The 21,886-nt window shown below is 43.2% G+C and carries 12 protein-coding genes; 2 read left to right on the top strand and 10 right to left on the bottom strand.

The window, feature by feature from the left end; all coding sequences use genetic code 11:
• Positions 1 to 7: 7 nt before the first annotated feature.
• The 3 genes from B2107_RS04270 to B2107_RS04260 all read right to left on the bottom strand — a co-directional run bounded on the left by B2107_RS04270 (position 8) and on the right by B2107_RS04260 (position 5,655).
• The gene (locus B2107_RS04270) at positions 8 to 3,511 is read right to left on the bottom strand and encodes a SusC/RagA family TonB-linked outer membrane protein (RefSeq protein ID WP_293953459.1); all 3,504 of its coding nucleotides are present in this window, start codon (positions 3,509 to 3,511) and stop codon (positions 8 to 10) included.
• Positions 3,512 to 3,764: 253 nt separating this feature from the next.
• The gene (locus B2107_RS04265; RefSeq protein ID WP_293953457.1) at positions 3,765 to 4,991 is read right to left on the bottom strand and encodes a FecR family protein; all 1,227 of its coding nucleotides are present in this window, start codon (positions 4,989 to 4,991) and stop codon (positions 3,765 to 3,767) included.
• Positions 4,992 to 5,055: 64 nt separating this feature from the next.
• Complete coding sequence (locus B2107_RS04260) at positions 5,056 to 5,655, bottom strand: RNA polymerase sigma-70 factor (protein ID WP_293953455.1); 600 nt, start codon at positions 5,653 to 5,655, stop codon at positions 5,056 to 5,058.
• 156 nt (positions 5,656 to 5,811) lie between these two features.
• On the opposite strand from B2107_RS04260, the gene B2107_RS04255 reads away from it, so the two are divergent.
• Positions 5,812 to 6,960: an alginate lyase family protein gene (locus B2107_RS04255; RefSeq protein ID WP_293953453.1), complete on the top strand. Its 1,149-nt coding sequence runs from the start codon at positions 5,812 to 5,814 to the stop codon at positions 6,958 to 6,960.
• A gap of 59 nt (positions 6,961 to 7,019) precedes the next feature.
• On the opposite strand, the gene B2107_RS04250 is transcribed toward B2107_RS04255, so the two are convergent.
• From B2107_RS04250 to B2107_RS04220, 7 genes are all read right to left on the bottom strand, one after another.
• Positions 7,020 to 8,525: a glycoside hydrolase family 32 protein gene (locus tag B2107_RS04250; protein ID WP_293953451.1), complete on the bottom strand. Its 1,506-nt coding sequence runs from the start codon at positions 8,523 to 8,525 to the stop codon at positions 7,020 to 7,022.
• A 66-nt stretch (positions 8,526 to 8,591) separates the two neighbouring features.
• Entirely contained in the window at positions 8,592 to 10,196 is a 1,605-nt protein-coding gene (locus B2107_RS04245; protein ID WP_293953449.1) for a glycoside hydrolase family 32 protein, read from the bottom strand.
• A gap of 75 nt (positions 10,197 to 10,271) precedes the next feature.
• Entirely contained in the window at positions 10,272 to 11,384 is a 1,113-nt protein-coding gene (locus B2107_RS04240) for a hypothetical protein (protein ID WP_293953447.1), read from the bottom strand.
• A gap of 43 nt (positions 11,385 to 11,427) precedes the next feature.
• A complete protein-coding gene (locus B2107_RS04235) occupies positions 11,428 to 13,110 on the bottom strand; it encodes a RagB/SusD family nutrient uptake outer membrane protein (RefSeq protein WP_293953445.1) in 1,683 nt (560 codons plus the stop codon).
• Positions 13,111 to 13,154: 44 nt separating this feature from the next.
• Entirely contained in the window at positions 13,155 to 16,280 is a 3,126-nt protein-coding gene (locus B2107_RS04230; RefSeq protein WP_293953443.1) for a SusC/RagA family TonB-linked outer membrane protein, read from the bottom strand.
• An 86-nt stretch (positions 16,281 to 16,366) separates the two neighbouring features.
• Positions 16,367 to 17,317, bottom strand: coding sequence for a carbohydrate kinase family protein (locus B2107_RS04225; protein WP_293953441.1), 951 nt, complete (start codon positions 17,315 to 17,317; stop codon positions 16,367 to 16,369).
• A gap of 199 nt (positions 17,318 to 17,516) precedes the next feature.
• A complete protein-coding gene (locus tag B2107_RS04220) occupies positions 17,517 to 18,839 on the bottom strand; it encodes a sugar porter family MFS transporter (protein ID WP_159729307.1) in 1,323 nt (440 codons plus the stop codon).
• 291 nt (positions 18,840 to 19,130) lie between these two features.
• Here B2107_RS04220 and B2107_RS04215 point away from each other — a divergent pair, with 291 nt between their 5' ends.
• Positions 19,131 to 21,884, top strand: coding sequence for a hybrid sensor histidine kinase/response regulator transcription factor (locus tag B2107_RS04215; RefSeq protein WP_293953437.1), 2,754 nt, complete (start codon positions 19,131 to 19,133; stop codon positions 21,882 to 21,884).
• Positions 21,885 to 21,886 lie beyond the last annotated feature (2 nt).

The raw sequence follows: 21,886 nt of genomic DNA, 5'->3' as shown, positions 1-21,886 counted from the left end.
ATCCGAATTAAAAAGTAAGATTCAAACCCAGTGAATATTGCCGCATTGAAGGGTAATTTGTTGTCGAACCTATCTCAGGATCTAAACCAGGATATTTCGTAAATGTCAGCAAGTTTTCACCCGCTAAATAGATCCGTAGTTTTGCAATTGATAGCCGGTTGGCTAAGCTTTCTGGAAGCGAATACCCCAATTGTAGGTTACGTAGTTTCACAAAAGAAGCGTTATACAAATAATAATCACTGTTACGTCCATTCTGTGCATCTGTGACTCCTTTTAAGCGTGGATAATAACCAGCTATCCGGTTGTTGGGATCGGAAGGATTTGCGGCATTATAATAGTAATGGTCATTTGCGACCAATGCCGGTACCGATTTTCCCTGCGCAACGATGGATGAATTGAGATAGAGTTCATTCCAGTAATACGACATACCCGAAGAAGCAGACCAAATCATGGATGCATCGAATCCTTTATAGGCCATGTTGATACTGAGGCCATAATTGAATGCAGGAGTTTCTCTTTTGCCCATAAACTTTTGGTCATAAACGTTCCCGTAGATACCATCATCGTTCATATCCGAATAAATCAAGTCACCATACCATATCTTGGTAGGGTCTATGCCATCGGCAGGCTGAAATGAATAGCCAGCAGCGACCATAGCCTTCAACCATTCCATATCCTGTTCCGTCCGGATCATACCGTCGCGCGGCCCTCCATTTTTATCGACAGAACCATCCGCTAAAAAATGGCTTCCCGAACCTCGGTATACATTGTACAAGTAAAATTCATTGATTTCATGCCCTTCTAAAATACGCTGGTTGACACCATTGGAAACCATACCGATATTGGACTGGTAAACACGATTACCTGCCGCATCCGTTACATAGCCCTCCGACAATGCTCCTTTATATTTTTCTACCCGATTGGTATTATAGGCGAAGTTGGCCGATATTCCATAGTTAAAACCGTTGATTTTATCTTGGTATCCCAGCGTCAATTCAATCCCCCGCTTGCTAACTTCGGCAATATTCATCGTTGCCGCTGTAGCGGTTCCAGTTGTGGCTGGAATGGTCGGAACATATAGGATTCCATCGGTATAAGCACGGTAGGCATCAAATTCGACTGTTAATTTATTTTTCAATGCCGTGGCTGTAAAACCTACATTTGTTGTTGTGGTCGTTTCCCAGTGTAAAAGATCGTTTCCTAGTTTAGTCTGTGCCAAACCACGAACAGCCTGATTATTGAATGAATAGTTTACCGTACCATACGAGGGAAGATGATCGTAATTACCCGGAGAGGCATTATTTCCGGTTTTCCCCCACGATGCCCTTATTCGCAAGTCATTCACAAAAGATTTAAGTGGGCTCATAAAAGATTCTTCCGAAATACGCCATCCCGCAGAGAATGCAGGAAAGAGCCCCCAGCGTTTGGCGGTTCCAAATCGAGATGATCCATCGTACCGTACCACCGCTTCCGCAAGGTATTTATTAGCGTAAGCATAATTTGCGCGACCAAAAAAGGACCGCAACCCGTAGTCAAGCTCATCACCCGTAATGGAACTCATTGTCGTCGCCGAATTAAATGTTGTCAGGTCTGGATGCACAAGCCCAAGTTTGGCCGCCCCGATATTATATTGGTTAAAATACTGTTCATTATACCCCAAGATGCCGCCCACATCGTGTTTACCAAAAGATCCTGAATAACGTAATACATTATCAACGATCACATTGTAGCTCTTGGTTAACCCATACTGGGTAGTTATTTGTCCCGCAGATAGCGCTGCCGTACTTAATTTGTTGGTTGCAAAATTCCATTTTTCATAAGGCACCTGATGCGAATTCGTTTCGGTATAGGCATGATTATAATTTACCCTTGATTCAAACTCCAAGCCTTTCATGAGATTTAACTTCGCAAATATTGTGGTATTGAATCGATTGACCTGGTTCTTTCCACCCATTCCATTTAGAAAAGCCAAGGCATTGTTTGCGGTAGCCGATTCTTCGGCAGCAGCCGGGAAACCATAGACCCCGTTGTAAAAAGGATAAACTCCAGGTACAGTTTGGGTCAGATAAGAATATGCTGTGACCACATCGGCGACGCTCAAATTCTGCATATCGCCAAAGGTCTGGGTACCCACAGTTAAAAACTTGGCAACTTTAGACTGTAAGTTAATACGCAGACGTATCTTGTCTGCTCCTGTTTCGGGCATCGTCCCCGGATTGTTGAAATAGCCCACTGAAAAGAGGTATTGCGTCTGTTCGCTGCCGCCATTTAGAGAAAGATTATGATTTTGTAAAAGTTTGCGTTGTCCAAAAAGCACATCACCCCAATTGGTATTTGGATATGCGACTTCATTTGGAATACCAAATTCAGTTAATCCTGTTGGATTTTTCTTCGCTTCTTCCCAGAGGTTGATTGTTGCATCAGTATAAACAGCCGCTTGCCCTAAATTTTTGAAGCCTTCATTAACAAGGCGCATATGTTGTGCGTAATCGGTAATAAATTCGGGTACATTATTGGGGCGCAACATCGAAACCATGCCTGTATAAGACACATTATTTTTTCCCTTGGCTCCCTTTTTTGTCGTAATTAAAATAACGCCATTCGACCCCAAAGATCCATAGATCGCTGCTGTTGCCGCATCTTTTAAAATCGAAATTGATTCCACATCGTTGGGATTAACGGCATCCATAGATCCGACAATACCATCGATCACAACCAAGGGGGACGTATTGTTTAAAGTTCCCTTTCCACGAATCAGTATACTAGCACCGTCTGCACCTGGTTTTCCCGTTGTGGCCTGTACGTTAACGCCCGCCGCGAGTCCAGCCAGTGAAGAACTAAGTGTGGAGGTTGACCTATTCTCTACCGAACTTCCGTTCACGGTTGATACGGCACCAATTACATTTGCGCGTTTCTGGCTTCCATATCCTACGACAACCACCTCATCCAGACCACTTACCTCCTCCTGAAGTACAATGGCTAATTCATCATTTCCAGTGACACTTTTTTCCAAACGTTGATAGCCGACGTTTGAAAATACCAAAGTGCCATTTGCCGCCGGTAACTGAATTGTAAACCTTCCATCCTGGTCCGTGACCGTGGAAATATTAGCTCCCTTCACTGTAATGGTTGTTCCTACCAGGGCTTGTCCTTTGCCATTAACAACTTTACCAGCAATGCTCCGCTGCAGGACTTCTTTGCGTTCGGTATTTGGCGGATTTCTTTTGGGTTTTATCACGATCACCTCATCTTTTTTGATCCACTCCAGATCCAAAGGTGCTACGATAGCATTTAATGCATCTTCCAATTTGGCATGCTGTATATTGACTGACAAACGTGCCTGAGCCAATGACTTGCCAGTTAAGAAAAAATTAACACCACTCTGTTTTTGGATATCGCGCATCACCTGATTTAAGGTAACATGCTTAGCGGTTAGGTTTATGGTCTGCGCATTTCCCTCCGCAAACAGCTGCATCGCGGTCAGTAAAGAAATGAGTACGATCAATTTCATAATCAGTATACTTCGTAAAGTTAAACTCCACGGGTGTAGCCTAACAAATGGATAAAAAATCATATGTTTGTACGGTTTGTATGTTATTTATAAATGGTTATCAAAAATTTGCCTTTGGGCAACACTTGTAAGTATATGCATCCAATTCAAGGCAGTGCCCCCCAGCACTGCCCTTTTTGTTTTGCTTATACCCTTTTCCGGATTAAGTGGAATCCATGATCATTTCTTTTTTCATCTTTATTTAGGGTTTTAATTACAACGGTCTAACATATAGGATATTCTTTTCATCGCTTTTGCTCAGCTCAAAACGCAACCCACCTTCTTCCAATACGTCAAGTACGTCGCGAAGTGGCTTGCTTCGTTTTATACGACCATAGAAATGTGTTTGCGGTACCTCGCCTTTGTACTTCACTTCAACATTATACCAGCGACCAATCTGCTGTAGTGCATCCGCAAGCGGTGTTTCGTCAAAATAAAACAAACCTTCTTTCCAGGCGGTAAAAGGTGCTGTATCCACATTTGCGAGCTGTATTTTTCCGTTATTGGTATTGGTCGATTGCTGGCCTGGCAGCAGGTATATTGCTTCTGAATATCGTTTATCGTTCGATAATTTAACCTTCCCATTGACTAAAGTCGTTTTAATCGCTGTATTATCGGGATAAGCATTGACGTTAAAGGCAGTCCCGAGCACCTCAATTTCCTGTCCTTTACTCAGCACTTTGAAAGGTCGTGCGCTATCTTTCGTCACTTCAAAAAAGGCCTCGCCTTCCAAACTAACTCTTCGTTCATTTTTGGCAAAGCTCATCGGATATTTTAGCGAAGAGCCCGCATTGAGCCATACTTTTGTGCCATCGGGTAAAGTAATCTGGTATATGCCTCCTAACGGAGTGGCTAACTCCAATACAAGCTTACTTGGATCTGCCGCCATCGCCTGTTTATCTAATGCGGCAGCAGCGATAGACTTTCCATTTTCGTAGGTAATACTTTCTCCCATCACAATTCCCGATGCCTGTTTATCGAGTTCTAAAAGTGTGCCGTTCGCTAAACGCAGGGTAGCACTGTTTCCGCCAGGATTTACAACATCACCCGTTGTATCTTGCATCCTCACGAGGTTAATGTCTGCCTGAACAGGACTCGTCTGTTGCTGCCAAAATAGCATTGTAAAAATAAAGAGCAATAGGCAAGCCGCCGCAGCCCAATAGGGCCAAACGATTGAAAACTTAGGTTTATCGCGCTCCTCTGTGCCTTGCTGAATTTGCTTTTTGATATTTCCGAGCACTATTTTTTGCCTGGATTCACTCATTTTTCCTGCAGAAGAAGGCTGGAGCAAACTAGTGACTATAGCCTGATCGATGGCATCCTGATCCCCGATGTCGGTAGCAGAAAGCGCATGCTGTAGCCATTCGATCTCCTCAAGCGAACAGTTCCCTTCTTTATATTTTTGAAGTAATTGGTCTATTTTAGATTTATTGGTCTCCACTGAGCTGTATTTTTACTAGTAAATACACACTTCGTAGCATAAAGGTCTGCTCTAGAAAAAAAAATTAATTTGCAGCATGCAGAAGCAGAATCATTAGTAGGACCGAGAAGCCATTGTCCTGCAATGCACCATGTCGGATAAATTTATTTGCTTTAACAATATGGTCACGAACAGTAGCAATAGAAATATCCATTTCTTCAGCAATCTCCTTATAGCTCTTACCTTCAAGCTTAGATAACCTAAATATTTTTTGGCGTTGTGTGGGCAATCTGCTCAACAAGTCTTCTACCAAGACCATGGCCTCCTTGGAATCGAGCACCTTATCAATGGTATTTTCAGATTCCAATGCGCCATAGGCGAGCTGAACTTCAGATTCCATCTCCAATTTCAGGCGTCGCTTGAAATTAAATGTGATGTTACGCGAACAGGTAAATAGAAATGCTGCAAAAGATTGTTCAGGATCTATTTTTGACCTATTTTCCCAGATACGTAGAAAAACATCCTGAAGTAAATCTTCGGCACTAGTTTCATTTTTCAGAAACTTAAGAATATTGGCATAGATAATCTGGCTATAACGATGGTACAAGATATCAAAAGCCTGCATATCTCCATGATGGAGTTGGCACAAGAGTTCCTTCTCAGGCAGATTTTGATTGATGTCCATAATTGATTATTCTAGGCATGAAGTTAATTACTTCGCTGCAATAATTCAAATGAAATTTCTGAACACCAGTAAACTTATGTTATTTTTTTCTTAATTTGCAGTAGCTAATCCCCCCATAGCTACGAAACCAGTCGATAAACGTATCCATTTAGAACCATGCAAAATTTCATATATTTATTTTTTGGCCTACAGGCTCAAACCATCCAATTTTTAAAAATAAGATTGACCTTGTTTATAATCTGCCTATTTATTTGGACTTCACATGGTCATGGGCAATCCTTAATGCACCCCATTACCCAGATCAATTATGTTAAATCACAAATCAACAAAAAATCCGAACCGGTATATGCGGCATACAAGCAGTTGGTTACGCTGGCCGATTCTCTTTTATTAACTGACCATCATGCAGTTGAAGATTTTAGTGTACCTGGCTTTTATAGCGATAAAGAAGGCCAACGTGCTATGGCAAAAAAGCTCCATGCGGATGCTTTCGCTGCCTATTGTACGGCCTTGGCGTATACCTTAAACGGTGAGCAAAAGTATGCATCCAAAGCCTTATATTTTATTAACTCCTGGGCCACAATCAATAAAAAATACAGTCAGTTTGACGGACCGGTTGTGCTTTCTTATGCGGGAGCCGGATTAATGATTGCTGCCGAATTACTTAAACACGATCCCCTTTGGGCGAAGAAAGATCGTGATCATTTTAAGGTCTGGACCATCAATGTCTATCAAAAAGCGACACATTTCTTACGCGAAAGATCCAATAATATTGCGGATTGGGCGAGGTTTGCGAATCTACTTTCGGCAAACTTTCTTGATGACCAAAAAGAGCTTTCTTTTACAATAGACTTGATCAAGGCTGATCTTTTCGAAAAGATCGCAGCTGATGGTCATCTTATTGAGGAAGTAAAACGGGGTGAGAAAGGTTTATGGTACACCTACTTTTCATTAGCACCATTGACAGCCTCCATGTGGTGCATACACAATGCCACGGGAGAAGACCTATTTACCGCCACGAAGGATGGAAAATCGGTCAGGCAGGCCCTTGACTATTTATATTATTACAATCAACATCCAACTGAATGGCCTTGGTTTAAAAATCCGGACGTTGACATGCTAGACAGGACAGCAGGAGTTTGGCCCTCCAATCTCTTTGAGGCCATGAAGGATATTTATAATACATCGAAATTTGATCCGTATCTTTCAATGTACCGTCCAATAGTTTACAAAAAAAATCATTTTGCGTGGACTTTCCCCACACTAATGCCAGCACACTTGCACCTCGAAAATAAGACCAGGTAGCGAAGCATAAAGCGATCCTTGTCTTATCAAGGATCGCTTTAATGGCAAAAATCCAGCTCTTATCTCTTAAATGCAGAAATACCGATTTCCTGAAACTCCAGCTTTTTATCGCCCACGATACGCAGCTTGGTTATCGGCGTTTTTGGAAAAAATAAACCAGTCATTACCGTTAGCCCCCCGTCTGCAAAAAGTTCCACAGAGCTCACATCAACATACAAACTGAAAGAAAGTGCTCCCTTATTTAGCAGCCTTTGTGCCAAAGCTGTCTTTGAGAAATCTCCATTAAAAGACACTTCACCGGACTTAGAACGATCAATATAATAGGCATTTTGGTCTTCACGATAACCAATAACCAATTCGTCACCAGATTCATTCGATAAGATGACTTTAAAAGCCTGCTGCTTCAAATCTTTAAGGTCCAAACGGTACGCTTGTGGGAGATGTTGCTCGAACGAAACTTCCTTCGTTCCGCCGCCATGATATTTTTTTAGCGGACGAAATGCGGTTTCAATTTCTTTGGGCACAGTACTCGCAACGTAGAACGACTGTCCAACTTTTCCTAAAGTTAAAACACGGGGTATGGTTGAGGAAGAACGCCATTTTGTGGTAGGAACCACATTGGCATATTGCCAGTTGCTCATCCAGCCAATCATCAGGTGCCTATCCCCTAGGTTACTCCAGGTTACGCCAGCATAGTTATCGGGTCCCCAATCCAACCACTTTATTTTAGTATCCGCTGTTCGGAACTGATGCCCATCAAAGTCACCCACAAAATATTGTGTCACCGAGCCACCGTTGGGTCCACCTGGATTGATGCTCACCAGCAAAACCCATTTTGTAGCTCCTTTGTAATCCATGGGGATAAGATCAGGGCATTCCCAGACACCGCCATGGGCACCCACCTCTTTGCCAAACTCACTTTCCTTCTGCCATGTTTTCAAATCTTTGGAAGAATAGAAAGTAATACAATCTTTTGTAGCCAAGGTCATAATCCAACGCTGGCTATGCGCATGCCACATCACCTTTGGATCTCTGAAATCCCATATACCAGGGTTTGGCAATACCGGATTGCCTGTATACTTTGTCCAGGTAAGCCCCTTGTCCAAACTATAAGCCAAACTTTGATTTTGATGCAATCCTGTTTTTCGGTCCTCTTCCTGATGATTGTGATGGGTAAAAATGGCGACCATAGCACCTTTTCCAAAACCTGCCGTGTTATCTTTATCGATTACAGCACTACCGGAGAAAATAGTCCCCAAACTATCGGGATACAATGCGATCTTCTGCTCGTCCCAATGGATTAAATCTTTACTGATCGCATGGCCCCAATGCATAGGCCCCCAAACGGGTTTTTCGGGATTATGCTGAAAAAAAAGATGGTAATTACCGTTCAGATAAACCAGTCCATTGGGGTCGTTCATCCAGCCCTGCTGTGGGGTAAAATGGTAAAGTGGGCGATACTTCTCTTCGGGATCCCCTTGTTTATGCTGTCCTTTCTGTGCCAGACTCGTACCAAAAATACTTAGCAGGAGCATCAAAACACTGTATTTCTTTAATTTTATCATTTTTCCTTTGTTTACATTTCTAATTAGGTTATTGTTCGCTTCAATAGGCAAATATCGTCTCAATTGTTAGGAAGATTTTTCGATTTTCAACCCATTCACTTTTACTGTTCCTTGATCCGCGAAAATAGTCCAAGGGTTTTGATCCATTTTATAGATCCGGTTGGTAAAAGCAACACGATCATTCACATATACGATACCAATCGATTTTTCGATAATAATTTTCACGTTAAAAAGCCGGTTGGTCGGTACTGTAAGTGGCGTAAAATTGAGTTCTGTTTTGCTTCCGCTGCCATTGCGTGCCTCTTTGTTCATAAACAGTGCGGGCATATTCCAGCGATTGGATGAAGTCAGATCAAAAGCAATGCTATATACTTCGGTCGGATCATCACATGCGCCAAATGAAAAACCAAATTTGCTGGATTGGGAAGCATCAATCGTCATTGTCACTTTCACGGATGAAATGTTCCGGTTAAATTGTGCATAACTTCTTCCGCCAGATTGCGCTGTCAAACTATAGGTTTTATTCGATTCGGAAACTTGACCAACATTGCTCAGCTTTTCAAAGGCGACTTCCTTATTGAATTTACTGTTTAGGGCTTCCGGAATTTTAGGATATAAACGTCCTGAAGCTCCCTGAACCAACTGATGTGAAATTAAATTTCCAGCCCAGGGCAGTTCGTTGTTATTATTTACTGTTTGCCCGGTCGAACACCAGCCCGAAAGATAACGTGTTGTACCGTCGCTAGCCGTCTTGCCCGCATAGAGATAAAGTCCATCAAAGGTTTCATGATGACCTTCGGCATCCCGACAGATCGTCCAGGGGCCATCCGGAGAATCCGCAACACGATAAAATGTCTTGCGGTGTTCATCCCGGTTGATCCGTGAAAACAAGAGATACCATTTATTGCCCATTTTAAATAAATCCGGGCATTCCAATAGTTCTGCATCTGTTTCGATTCCATATTTCTCTACTGTACCTGTGGTCGCAACGAGCGGTTCAATCATAGACCAACTGCTTAAATCTGTCGACTGATAACGTGCTAGCGTTCCTTTTCCGTCTTTTCGTGTCGTGACTAACATGACGTAGGCATTGCGGCCTTCATCCCAATAAACCTGTGGATCACGAAAATTATTTCGATCATAGCCCGGGGCAGCCTGCAGCGCCATCGCTGGTTGCTTGGTCCAATTCATCAAATCAGTTGACGTAGCCAACATAATCTTTTCCGCAGGCGTAAAAATATTGTTATGCCCCGTATAGAAACAGTAATACAATGTTCCTTTTTTAATAAAACTTCCTGTTCCGATCCATTCATCCTGACTCCCCACCGCACCCGACGACAATACTTCGGTATACCCCTCAAATGTTCCGTAATCACTTGTCCGTGTGCTATAGATAGGATGCCTGTTGGCATTTTCATAGAGATAAAACAAGTAGAACTTGTTATCGTTGGCATTGTAGTACGGCATTGGATCGCCCACAAACCCCTGCTGGGGTCTGTAGAACCTTTGATAGGGTCCCACCTCCTGTCCCGTAATACAAGCCGTAGAGCTGTCCACAGGCAGTATTTCCATGGGCCTATCCAGCCCTGTCGAACTCTCGTCCCCATTCTTGCAACTTGTCAACAAGCTGAGCAAGAATACTGTCGGAAGCAAATATATCTTTGGTCTCATGATTTAAATCTTTCTATTAATCCCTGATTAGCTATCATTTTTGTTTTTATAATAACTTGTTTTGTTTGTACTCGATTACTCTTTGGGTAATGCCTTCAATTCGTCCCAATACATCCGTTGGGTAGGAAATGCCACGGGCTGCCCATTAGGATGCTCATGTGGCATTACCAGTATATTGTTAATGATAGCCTTTCTTCCAGCAGGAATCTGAAAAACCAATTCTTGCCACTCACCGACATGATCTTTCGAATAATTGGCACGCAACCAATCTTTATTCTGTTCGCCATCCGATTGAATTTCCAATTGCACATCACCAGCAACATCCTTCAATACCATCATCGAGAAACGCCCGTATTCTGCCGGATTGATCGTCACTTTATTTGCATTCCAGAGTGCTCCACCGTGCCAGCCTTCACCAGTTTTATTGTCCCGCACAAAAGACGCACAGAAAGGTGTTGCATTAATTCCAGTGTTTTTCGGATTGGGATATGGTGAATCTACCGTACTCACCCCTAACCCGTCGAAATGTGGAACGCTGGTTTCGCCATTATAAATCATAAGGATTTGTTTGGGTTCTGTACCCAATAGGGCAGTTACCGTGTATTGGAAAACTTGCCCCATATAGGCAAGGCTGTATTTTATGGGGGAACTTAAATCCACGGGCCCACTCTGATTGGGCGTTATGCTTGCTCCGGCTGTAAATTCTATCGCCGGTGATAGATTCTTTAGGTCTGTCCCCAGGGGTAGGTAAATTTTAATGCTTTTATTTTTCTGATCAATGATCCCTGCTTTTTCTCCGATGCGGAATGCCGTTATTTCTGCTTTGATCTCTTTGACGGTTACCTGGTAGGTATTGAAAAGATTACCATTAAACACGCGGTAAGTAATCGGTGTTGTGCCAGAAAATGAAAAATTCTGGGCGATGCCTGAAGCTGGAGAAACCTTTGCATTGCTGGGCAATTCAATTGTCGGAGCTACCGACGAAAGATCTGTACCTTCAGGAACCATAACAAGAATGGTACCTTTTGCCTGATCTACTTTCCCAATGGTATTGCCGACCTTGAAAGAAAGTACATCTACATCTGCACTCAAATTGAGTGTACTATCCGCATCACGCTTGCAGGCAGCGAGAAGCCCGATAAGCAGGATGGCAATCCCTACTTTTATATAATTGTTTAATGTGTTCATTGGAATAATTGGTTATGCTAATCGTTCAACAATAAATGCCTGTTTAATAGCCTGGATTTTGTTTGTACAGATACTTACTTAATCTGATCTGTGCTTCGGGAATCGGCAGATATTCATTCCTATCTGCTGTAAAATGTGCCGAGGAATAATAAGATCGACGTGACTTTTCTACATCATAATAGGCATTCATGGCCTGGTCTGCAATTCCCCAACGTACCAGATCAAAGAATCTTCCATTTTCCATTGCAAGCTCCAAACGTCTTTCCCAACGTAACGCCTTCCGGGCATTTTCTTCGGTCCACACAATATTATCTCCATTTTTGTACGTTTCGATCAGCGTTTTATCATTTGCATATCCCGTAAGTGAGGTGCTATTTTTTGCGCGCGTACGCACTTGATTGATCAATGGCAGTGCTTCAGCCGAACGATGCAGCTCGATAAGCGCCTCTGCCCGCATCAACAGCACATCGGCAAAGCGCAATACAATTCGATTCTTTGTATTCGCATAGAAGGGAACCATGGGGACGAAACAATCACAGTCGGGATCTACATTTTCTTTTAACGAGGCATAAACAGCATACTCCGCCGGATTACGATTCCAGCTTTCTTCGTATGTTCTTTTGCTACTATACTTGTACGGTAAGCCCGGGATTGCAACTGTATGGAATAACCTCGGGTCATACTTCTCGGAGGTATTAAAGCTATTCAACGCATTATAATTATCCAGTGGTAGACCTTTACCCGTTGTGCGAAACGCATTGACAAGGCTTTGACTCGGTTTATTGAAATCACAACAGCCCACCCCCATAGGTACAGATAGCACATCAGAAAAGTTAACACGCCCAAATTTTGTCCCGTCATCTTTTGAAAACTGAACTGAAAACAGCGCCTCTGTTCCATTTTCATATTTGCCCGGCAAGAAGTTAAATGCAAAGTCGGTTTCCAACGTATGGTTCGATGAAAGCACAATATCCGTATTTTGTACAACCTTTTCCAAATCTCCCGCATCGATACCCGTCACCATATTACGTTCGGCATTGTCCTGACGGTATCCCTTATACAGGTAAGCTTTGGCGAGATAAGCCGCAGCGGCGATACGATTGGCCCGACCGACCTCCGTTTGCACAGCAGGAAGATGATCTACCGCATACTGAAAATCCGCTACAATCTTTTGCCATAGTGCATCGTTGCTTAGGGCTCTATTCGATACGGTTTCATAGCTGTCTACTGGTACATTTTCATCGATATAAGGCACATATTTGAAAAGGATCTTGAGCATAAAGTAAAAATGCCCCCGCAGAAAACGTGCTTCACCAAGTTTTTCTTCCTTCCCGTCGAAATTGTCCATTTCCTGTATGGTCTTGATTGTCGTATTGGCACGCGAAATCGCAACGTACAACTGAAACCATAATTTATCCAACTCCGCGAAATTGGTTGTAATGTTATTTGAGACCTCAAGAAAATGAAAGGTCTGGATATCCTGTGGCCCCGATCCACCTTTATAAGCATCGTCCGACCGAACCGTACCATAGGGCCATAAGCTAAAAGGGACATCATAATGATCATTGCCCAAAGCGGCATAGGTCGCTGTCAATAATCGTTCTGGCTCCTTAACCTGATCGGAGCTCAGCACACCATTGGGTGTTTGATCCAAAAATTTGGTACATCCTGAAAGTAGTCCAGCAAGAACCATAAGTATCGCTATTTTAGTGGTTATTTTTTTCATCCGTATAAATTATTTATAAGTGTATAGCCTTATTTCTCCCCTTTTTAAAATCCAATATTTACCCCAGCTGTCCAGGTCGTTGGAATTGGATACCCCCAACCTACATTTTCAGGATCTACACCTGTAAAATTCTTTGACTTAACGGTAAATAGGTTCTGACCGGTCACATAGATCCTTAGCCGGCTCATACGCAGGCGTGAGGCTGTTGCTGTTGGCAGGGTATAGCCCAGAGATAGATTCCGGAGTTTCACATAAGATCCATTCTCGATAAAGTAATTTGACAGGCGCCCCTCGTCATTGTTGTTTGTCGTTTGTAAGGCCGGAATCGTTGACGTTGGATTTTGTGGTGTCCATGCATTCAGCAGTCGCAGGCCTTTATTGGAATTGACGTCATCCACACTCCAGAAGTCTGTTTGCTTTTTCAGCCAGTTTTCGACATCTATCCCCTGTACCCCCTGAAAGTATGCCGATAGGTCAAACCCTTTATATTTCAGCACAATATTGAGACTATAGGAAAAATCAGGATGTGGACTACCGATCCAGGTACGGTCCATATCCGTAATCTGCTTGTCCGCATCATAGACGTTGACGTAACGTAAACGCCCTATCCCCTTACCGGTCTGATTGACGTGCGCATCCACTTCGTCCTGATTCTGAAAAATACCGTCGGTGACATAGCCATAGAATGATCCCAGCGGCCGGCCGATAATATTATCCCCCTGACGACCTCCATAGGAGTTTTCTACCGCTTCGGGCAAATGTGTCACCTTGTTTTTATAGGTAGAGAACACAGCCATCACATCATAATCCAGTCCAAACGATGTTTTATTGCGATATCCAGCCGATACGTCCAAACCTTTATTTTCCATGGAGGCACCATTCGCCCAACGGTAACCGCCCTCTCCGACCACACCGATATAGGCTGGATTGATCAACATATCTTTGGTTGCTTTGACATACCAGTCAATCGAACCATAGAGACTTTGATTAAACAATGAAAAGTCCAAACCGATATTCGTCTGCGTTGTGGTTTCCCATTTCAGGTCATTGTTTTCTGTTTGGATTTTGCGATATCCCGACGGTAATTTTCCCGTTCCTGCGCCCGAGAGATCATATGCTGTGCCATCCACGATATTCCATGTGGGATCAGCAACACCGTATTCGGGGACGAACAGCGCATAGGTAGCCAGATTACCTATCCCTTGGTTACCTGTCTGCCCCCATCCAACACGCAGCTTGAGGTCCGAAATATAGTTTTTTGTACTTGCCATAAAACGCTCGGACGAAATCCGCCACCCCGCTGTTACCGCCGGGAAAGTTGCAAAGCGGTTATTTTTACCGAAGCGGGAAGAGCCATCGTGCCGCACGGTGAAGGATGCCAGATAGCGGTCATCATAGGAATAATTGGCCTTTCCAAAATAGGATAACAGCGAGAATCCCGTAGATCCACCACCTACTGCCGCTGTGCCCGTACTCACACCTGGCCACATATACTCAGGTGTCTCTATGGCAAAGGCGCCATCTCCGGCAGTATAGGCATTAAAATTGATATCATTCTGACGGTTCATTTCCATACCGGCAAGCACATCTAAGGTATGTTTATCAATCTCTTTCCGATAAGTCGCCGTATTGGACCAAGTCCACTTCATCCCATGGGACTGTTCCATATTAACCCCACTCCGGCTGCTGTTCATAAATCCCGAACGATAGGATACTTCCAAATTACGTTTGTAAAAATTACTATAGTCCAAACCGTAACTGGTGCGGACATGCAGACCTTTTATAAGCTGTAGATCGGCATAGGCATTTCCAAACAACCGCCAATAATTATATTTATTGTTCCGGTTGTCGTAAAGTACACGCATGGGATTATGGCGGTCGTTCATCCCCAATGATGGCCCACCCCATCCTATTCCATCTACTGTATGGACAGGAATAATGGGCAATGCTTTTAACGAAAGGTCAAGTACATCGCCCGGTACCTGCACTTCACCGGTATTGTTTACCGTAAAATTCTCGCCCACCACCAAGCGTCCATCGAATAATTTATAATCGGCATTCATCCGCGCTGATATCCGCTGGAAATCCGTGTAACGGAGTGTCCCATTGTTGTGCAAATAACCTAAGGAGAAAAAGGAACTGGACTTTTCTGTACCGGAGCTTAATGTCGCATTGTAAGATTGTTGCAATCCCGGTTTTGAAACTTCCTTAAACCAATCGGTATCAGAAGCGTACATGGTATGTTCACGGTCGATATACTTGGAAACAAAAACAGTATTGAGCTGAGGTACGCCATTTGCGTCGTTATTCCATTCAAACTGATAACCAATATTATTTCCGTTAGGGTTTCCACCATTATTGATGGTGGCCTGCCACAAGGCACGACCATATTGTTGGGCATCCAGCACTTTCATGCGATTATTAAAATGCGTACTGGTAGCATAGGCGTCTACTGTAAGTTTAGGGGCACCTATCTTTCCTTTTTTTGTTGTGATGACAATAACACCATTCGCTGCGCGCGAGCCATAGATACTCGCCGAAGAAGCGTCCTTTAAAACCTGAATACTTTCGATATCATTCGAATTGAGCTCGTGCATTCCTCCCTGTGTGGGGGTTCCATCAATGACATACAAGGGATCCTGACTACTATTGATGGAACTGATTCCGCGCATACGCACTGTTGCCGCTCCACTCGGACTACCATCCGAAGTTACGGTCATACCAGCTACCCGTCCTTGCAGCGCTTTCATCGGGTTATTTTCCGGAGCCTTCATCATCTCAGCAACATTAACAACACTCACTGCACCCGTCAAATCCTTCTTCCGTTCTGTTTGATATCCCGTAACGACCACTTCATCGAGCCCTTTTTCGGTAGGTGCAAGCTGAATATCGAGGAACTTTCTTCCTGCTACAGCAATCGCCTGGGAGGCATAGCCGACATAGCTTATTTCCAATGTGCCCTGATTGCCCGAAGTCTGAAGGACAAATTCTCCCTTTTCATTTGTCTTGGTGGCTATTGTGGTTCCCTTCACCACTAAAGATGCCCCTACTATAGGTGCTGCTGTCCCGCTATCCGTAATTCTTCCCCGGATTTCAGTCTGTTGCGCAAATGCGACAACAGAAAAAAGTGCCAAAGACGGGAGCAGCATTGCTTTCTGTCTTGTAAACATAATTGGTTATAAGTAAATGGTTAATGATTTAGATTGATTATTTGATTATGATAGCGGGTAAACTGCTTCGTAAAGAAGCAGTTCACCTACTGTTGCTTCTGAGCTCCATTGAAGATCGGATGCAACCATTGGAATCGATTGATGACCGCATCGTTATATTCAGGACAAGCCCCCCGGCTCTGTGTCACAAATCCACTTAATGTGGCCGCAAATTCCAGTACTTCCTCCAGCTGAACACCTTCCTGCATCTGAAACCTTTTGGTCAGGAAAGCCGCCAAAAAAGAATCACCACTTCCGATGGTATCTTCTACCTGAACTTTCAAGGCTGGAAAATGATAACTGATATTGTCTTTTTTATAATGATATACCGCTCCATCTGCACCATAGGTTACAATTGCCTCCTGAATTGCAAAACGCTCCATGATCAGGTCTACACGCTGCTGATCGGTATAGGCATCCGTCGCGCCATTCCAGTCTGAAATAACATGCAGTTCCTCGGCATTCATTTTCACAAAATCAGCGTATCCCAACAGTGTATGTATTTTTTCCGGACCAAAATAAGGTGTACGCAGGTTGACATCCATCACCCGGAAGCGGGCTTTTTTCAGCAATAATAGCAAACTTTGAAAACTTACATCATCCCGACAGGCCAGACTGCCATACACCAAAAAATCCACCGCTGCAACTGCCTCAAGAACAACATTGTCCACCGCTATTCTATCCCAAGCTACAGGATAAACGATATCGTAATGCACGTCGCGTTTTGCATCGATCGAAACCTCTACTGTTGAAGTTGGTAACACGTCATCGTACTGGAAGAAATCGGTCGGGATACCCAGATCTTCACATACATTACGCAGTTCGTAACCATTATCGTCACGCCCTATACGCGTTAGCATACGCGTTGTAACCCCCAATTTATTGAGGTGATAAGCCACATTCAAAGGCGCACCGCCTAATTTTTTACCTGTAGGAAGATTGTCCCAAAGAACCTCGCCAAAACAAATACCCTGTATTGATTTATCTCCGTTTTTCATATTTTCTCCTTTTTATACAAAGCTTCGGCCGAGCGCCAAAAACCAAGTAACAAATTGATTATTATATTTCCCTTTAAATTCAATGTTGACAATAGATACACACAACATGCTATCACATTGTCTTTGATTAAATAACTTTCGATAGGCGTCAGTCGCTTCATGGCTACTCCGACACCTATTGCTGTAGTCCAGCTAAAGACTAATGTAGATTGATGGTATGCCCAAGATCTTCCAATGATTTCCCTTTTGTCTCTGGCATAAACTTAAGCACATAAACAAGCTGCAGCACCATAAATAGGGCAAAGATCAAGAAGGTACCGCCGCCGCCGAGCATTTCCGTCAAGGCTGGAAAGCAAAAAGTGATAATCGCCGCCATCACCCAATGTGTCAAGCTACCAAATGTCTGCCCTTTGGCACGTACGTCGTTCGGAAAAATTTCCGAAATAAACACCCAAATCACCGCACCTTGCGAGAATGCGAAAAAGGCAATGAAACTCATCAGATAGATTGTGATCGCAAAACCCGTCGTTTGGTTGGTATAAAAAGCATGGGAAACGAGTGCCAATGAAACAATCAGCCCGATCGAGCCCACCAACATTAATTTTCTTCTGCCTACCTTATCGATGAAATTGATCGCCAGCAACGTAAAAATAAAATTGACAACCCCTATACCTACTGTCGAAAGCAATGAACTCTGTGAGCCCAGGCCAGCCATTTCAAATACACGGGGTGCATAATATATAATCGCGTTGATACCTGAAACTTGATTGAACAGCGCAAAACAAAAGGCTAATAAAATAGGTTTGGCATTTTCGCGAACGAAGAGCTTGCCTTCTCCTGTGGAATTGTTTTTGGACTCCTGAATTTTTGAAATCTCCAGCTCGTAACCATCCGAATTAATTTTTTTCATAATCCGTGTTGCCTCGGCCAAATTCCCCCTGTGCAGCAGCAACCATCTCGGACTTTCCGGAATGAGGAAGATCAAACAGAAGAATAACAACGACGGAAAGCACTGTACCCCCAGCATCCAGCGCCAGGACTCTTCGCCAACCTGACCGATAAAATAATTGGACAAATAGGCTATCAAAATACCTAATACAACGTTGAATTGAAAAAGCCCTACCAACTTACCCCGCGATGCTGCCGGGGAGATTTCTGATATATAGATTGGTGCCGTTACCGAAGAGACGCCAACTCCTATGCCACCCAAAAAGCGGAATAAAATAAATATCGTCCAGTCATTCGCCAGTGCACTACCAATCGCTGAAATAAAGTAAAGGGCTGCAACAGCAAATAAGGTATTTTTACGGCCCAATTTATCGGAAGGCAGTGCACCTAATGCTGCGCCGACAACTGTCCCTATCAAGGCGATGGCCATTGTCAGTCCATGCTGAAACTCACTCAAATGCCAGTGCTCCTGAACGGCCTTTTCTGCTCCCGAAATAACCGCTGTATCAAATCCAAATAAAAATCCGCCTAAAGCCACTACAAAGGACCAAGCTAATACCGTGTTTTTGTTCATGTGATGATCTATAATTGATTAATCCAAATTTAACACGTGCTTCATCTTAACTTAAATTTGGACTTCGCAAAAACATTTATTTATGTAACATTTTTCTAAAAACGCTAAAACACTAAAATTCTGATAGTTAAACTAATTCTGTTTTTTAAAACTTTCACTTTTTAAACAGAAAATTTAGAAAATGATACATTTTTGAAGGTTCCTATTTTAGTGTAAAATATACACTAACACGATCCCTGTTACCCCAAAAAATCTAAATAATGTATATTCGGATATTTAAGGGGAAAAATCATGGGAAAATATTTCATTTTTAGTGGCATATTGACCTTGCTTCTTTTTTGTGGATGTCAACCAATGGTCCGAAAGAAAAAGCAGGTGATCGCTTTTTCGCAGTGTATCGGAAACGATGCCTGGCGACAAACGATGCTCGAGGAAATGAAAAGGGAACTTTCCTTCAATCCCGATATTGACTTTCTTTATCGCGACGCACATGGCGACAATAATGTACAGATCAATCAAATTCGCGAATTAGTCAAACAGGATATCGATCTTCTTATTGTATCCCCAAATGAGGCCGAGCCACTCACGCCAATTGTGGATTCTGTATTCCAACGCAATATACCTGTCATCGTAACAGACCGTAAGACGTCATCCGGCCAATATAATGCTTATGTGGGCGCCGACAATCTCGCCATCGGGAAACTAGCCGGCCAATATAGCCACACGATTTTGCAAGGAAAGGGTTCGGTCGGATTAGTCACAGGGCTATCGGGCACTTCGGCTTCAATAGAGCGTGAAAAAGGCTTTATGCAGCAAATTGGAGATGCCACAGCGGTTCGGGTGAGCGGCGTCATTCACGGCGGCTGGGAGAAAAATAAAGCCTATCTGGAAATGCGTAAGCATATAAACGTCATGAGCCAGAGTGATATCATCTTTACATTCAATGATCAGATGGCCATGGGGGTAAAAAAAGCATTGGACGAAGCCCAGATCAAAAAGGACATTAAGATCATTGGTGTTGATGCTCTTCCTGGTCCCGGAAATGGCCTTGAACAGATCATACAGGGCAAAATGTTTGCTTCCATACTCTATCCTACTGGCGGGGCCGAAGCCATTCGAACGGCCTTGGCTATCATCAACCACCAAAACTACCGCCGCGAGAATATACTCGCAACCTCTGTCATCGATAAAACCAACGCGGAGTTGCTTGCCCTGCAGTCGGATAAAATAAAACAACAGCAGCTCGATATTGACAAAAGACAGGAGTTCATTACGGAACAGAATAAGATTTACCAAAGCCAAAAGTCCGTTCTTAATGTATTGGTCGTTAGCTTGGTGCTAGCTGTTGTCTTTGGGGGAATTTCTATTATCGTGATCAGAAGCAACTGGGAAAAGAACAAACATCTGGAAATCCAGAATAGCGAGATTCTTGCGCAACAAAAACAGATCGTCGAAATGAACAGTCAAATTCAGCAAGCGGCAGAAATCAAAAATAATTTCTTCACCAATATCTCGCATGAATTTAAAACCCCGCTAACCCTTATCATCGCGCCTATCGAGGACCTTGAATTACGAAAAGATCTTACCGAAGAGGTCAGAGAACAGCTGTCACGCATCAAACGGAATGCAAAAAAACTACAACGTTTGGTCAGCGACCTCATTGATATCCATCGCATCAGTAAATCGAAGATTAAGCTACATGCGGCCATCGTTTACATTGACCCATTTATTCAGCAGGTAATAGGTAGTTTCAAGCCCTTATTTAAGAAAAACAGAATCTCCGTCAGTTATGTCAACAAAACAAGCTTGAAAGAGGTCTGGATGGACGAATACCTGATGGAACAGGTCTTATCCAATTTATTGTCCAACGCGATCAAACATACGGCGGCAAGTGGCAGAATTGAAATTATATTGGAAGAAAACAATTTCAAAGACTATTTCTATCTACGGGTTTTGGATAATGGCCTGGGGATTGCCCCAAGTGATATTGAGCACATTTTTGATCCTTTTTATCAGGGCGCCAGTAGCCGTAATGGCTCCGGAATCGGCCTCGCCTACACCAAACAGATCATCGAACTGCATCATGGCCAAATCACTGTGAGTAGCAAACCAGGCCATGGGTCGATATTCACCCTACGTATGCCAATTGGAAATAGTCACTACGAGCCTGCTGAACTGGCCGATTTCGACAAGGGAGAAAAGCCGCTGTTTCAACAAGACGACCTATTGGAGACAACAGGAAAGACGCTAGACAACAATCTTTCTTTTCGATCCAACAGATCAAAAAGTATTATGGTCGTCGAAGATAATGATGAAATCAGAGATTATCTCCGCTCCCTCTTAGAAAGGGATTACAATCTTTTCCTGGCAAAAGATGTGCAACAAGCCAATGGAATGTTGAAGACACATTTTCCAGATCTAGTCATTACGGATATTATGCTTCCCGATGGTAGCGGTCTGGATATTCTAAAGGACATCAAAGCATTTTATCAGACCGCACATATTCCCGTCATCTTACTGAGTGCGCTCGCCAACGAAGATACGATGCTCGAAGGAAGTAAATTGATGGCCGATGACTACATTACTAAGCCATTCAATGCCGAATTACTGCGGACACGGATTTCAAACATCCTACAGTCACGCCATCAGCTTAAAGAAAAATACAGCAGCAATGTGGAACAGTTTGATAGCGCTCAAGCGGAGCAGGTCAATGATAACGATAGACGTTTTTTAAACAATTTCTCAGCGATTGTCGAATCCAAATTATCAGACCCGCGATTGAGTGTCGATGGCATTGCCAACGAGCTTCATCTCTCCCGCGTGCAGCTCTACCGTAAAGTCAAACAGTTACTTGACTGCAGCGTCAATGATTACATGATCGAGCGAAGATTAAAGAAAGCCAAAAGCCTCATGGCTGAAGGACTAAACATCAACGAAATATTTAGCAGTGTCGGTTTTTCCTCTGCATCCTATTTCGCTTCGGCCTTTAAAAAGAAATATGGCCAGTCTCCGAGTACTTATAAAAAAGAACTTGACAAAAAATAGCC

The sequence above is a fragment of the Sphingobacterium sp. UBA7855 genome (assembly GCA_002500745.1).
Taxonomy (GTDB): Bacteria; Bacteroidota; Bacteroidia; order Sphingobacteriales; family Sphingobacteriaceae; genus Sphingobacterium.
Note: the sequence above shows the minus strand (reverse complement) of the source record. Positions and strands in the feature narration are given on the sequence as shown.

What these genes read in the sequence shown, in the direction of transcription:
- B2107_RS04270 (WP_293953459.1), bottom strand. Translation starts at nt 3,511, where the DNA reads ATGAAATTGATCGTACTCATTTCTTTACTGACCGCGATGCAGCTGTTT.
- B2107_RS04260 (WP_293953455.1), bottom strand. Translation starts at nt 5,655, where the DNA reads ATGGACATCAATCAAAATCTGCCTGAGAAGGAACTCTTGTGCCAACTC.
- B2107_RS04255 (WP_293953453.1), top strand. Translation starts at nt 5,812, where the DNA reads ATGCAAAATTTCATATATTTATTTTTTGGCCTACAGGCTCAAACCATC.
- B2107_RS04250 (WP_293953451.1), bottom strand. Translation starts at nt 8,525, where the DNA reads ATGATAAAATTAAAGAAATACAGTGTTTTGATGCTCCTGCTAAGTATT.
- B2107_RS04245 (WP_293953449.1), bottom strand. Translation starts at nt 10,196, where the DNA reads ATGAGACCAAAGATATATTTGCTTCCGACAGTATTCTTGCTCAGCTTG.
- B2107_RS04240 (WP_293953447.1), bottom strand. Translation starts at nt 11,384, where the DNA reads ATGAACACATTAAACAATTATATAAAAGTAGGGATTGCCATCCTGCTT.
- B2107_RS04235 (WP_293953445.1), bottom strand. Translation starts at nt 13,110, where the DNA reads ATGAAAAAAATAACCACTAAAATAGCGATACTTATGGTTCTTGCTGGA.
- B2107_RS04230 (WP_293953443.1), bottom strand. Translation starts at nt 16,280, where the DNA reads ATGTTTACAAGACAGAAAGCAATGCTGCTCCCGTCTTTGGCACTTTTT.
- B2107_RS04225 (WP_293953441.1), bottom strand. Translation starts at nt 17,317, where the DNA reads ATGAAAAACGGAGATAAATCAATACAGGGTATTTGTTTTGGCGAGGTT.
- B2107_RS04220 (WP_159729307.1), bottom strand. Translation starts at nt 18,839, where the DNA reads ATGAACAAAAACACGGTATTAGCTTGGTCCTTTGTAGTGGCTTTAGGC.
- B2107_RS04215 (WP_293953437.1), top strand. Translation starts at nt 19,131, where the DNA reads ATGGGAAAATATTTCATTTTTAGTGGCATATTGACCTTGCTTCTTTTT.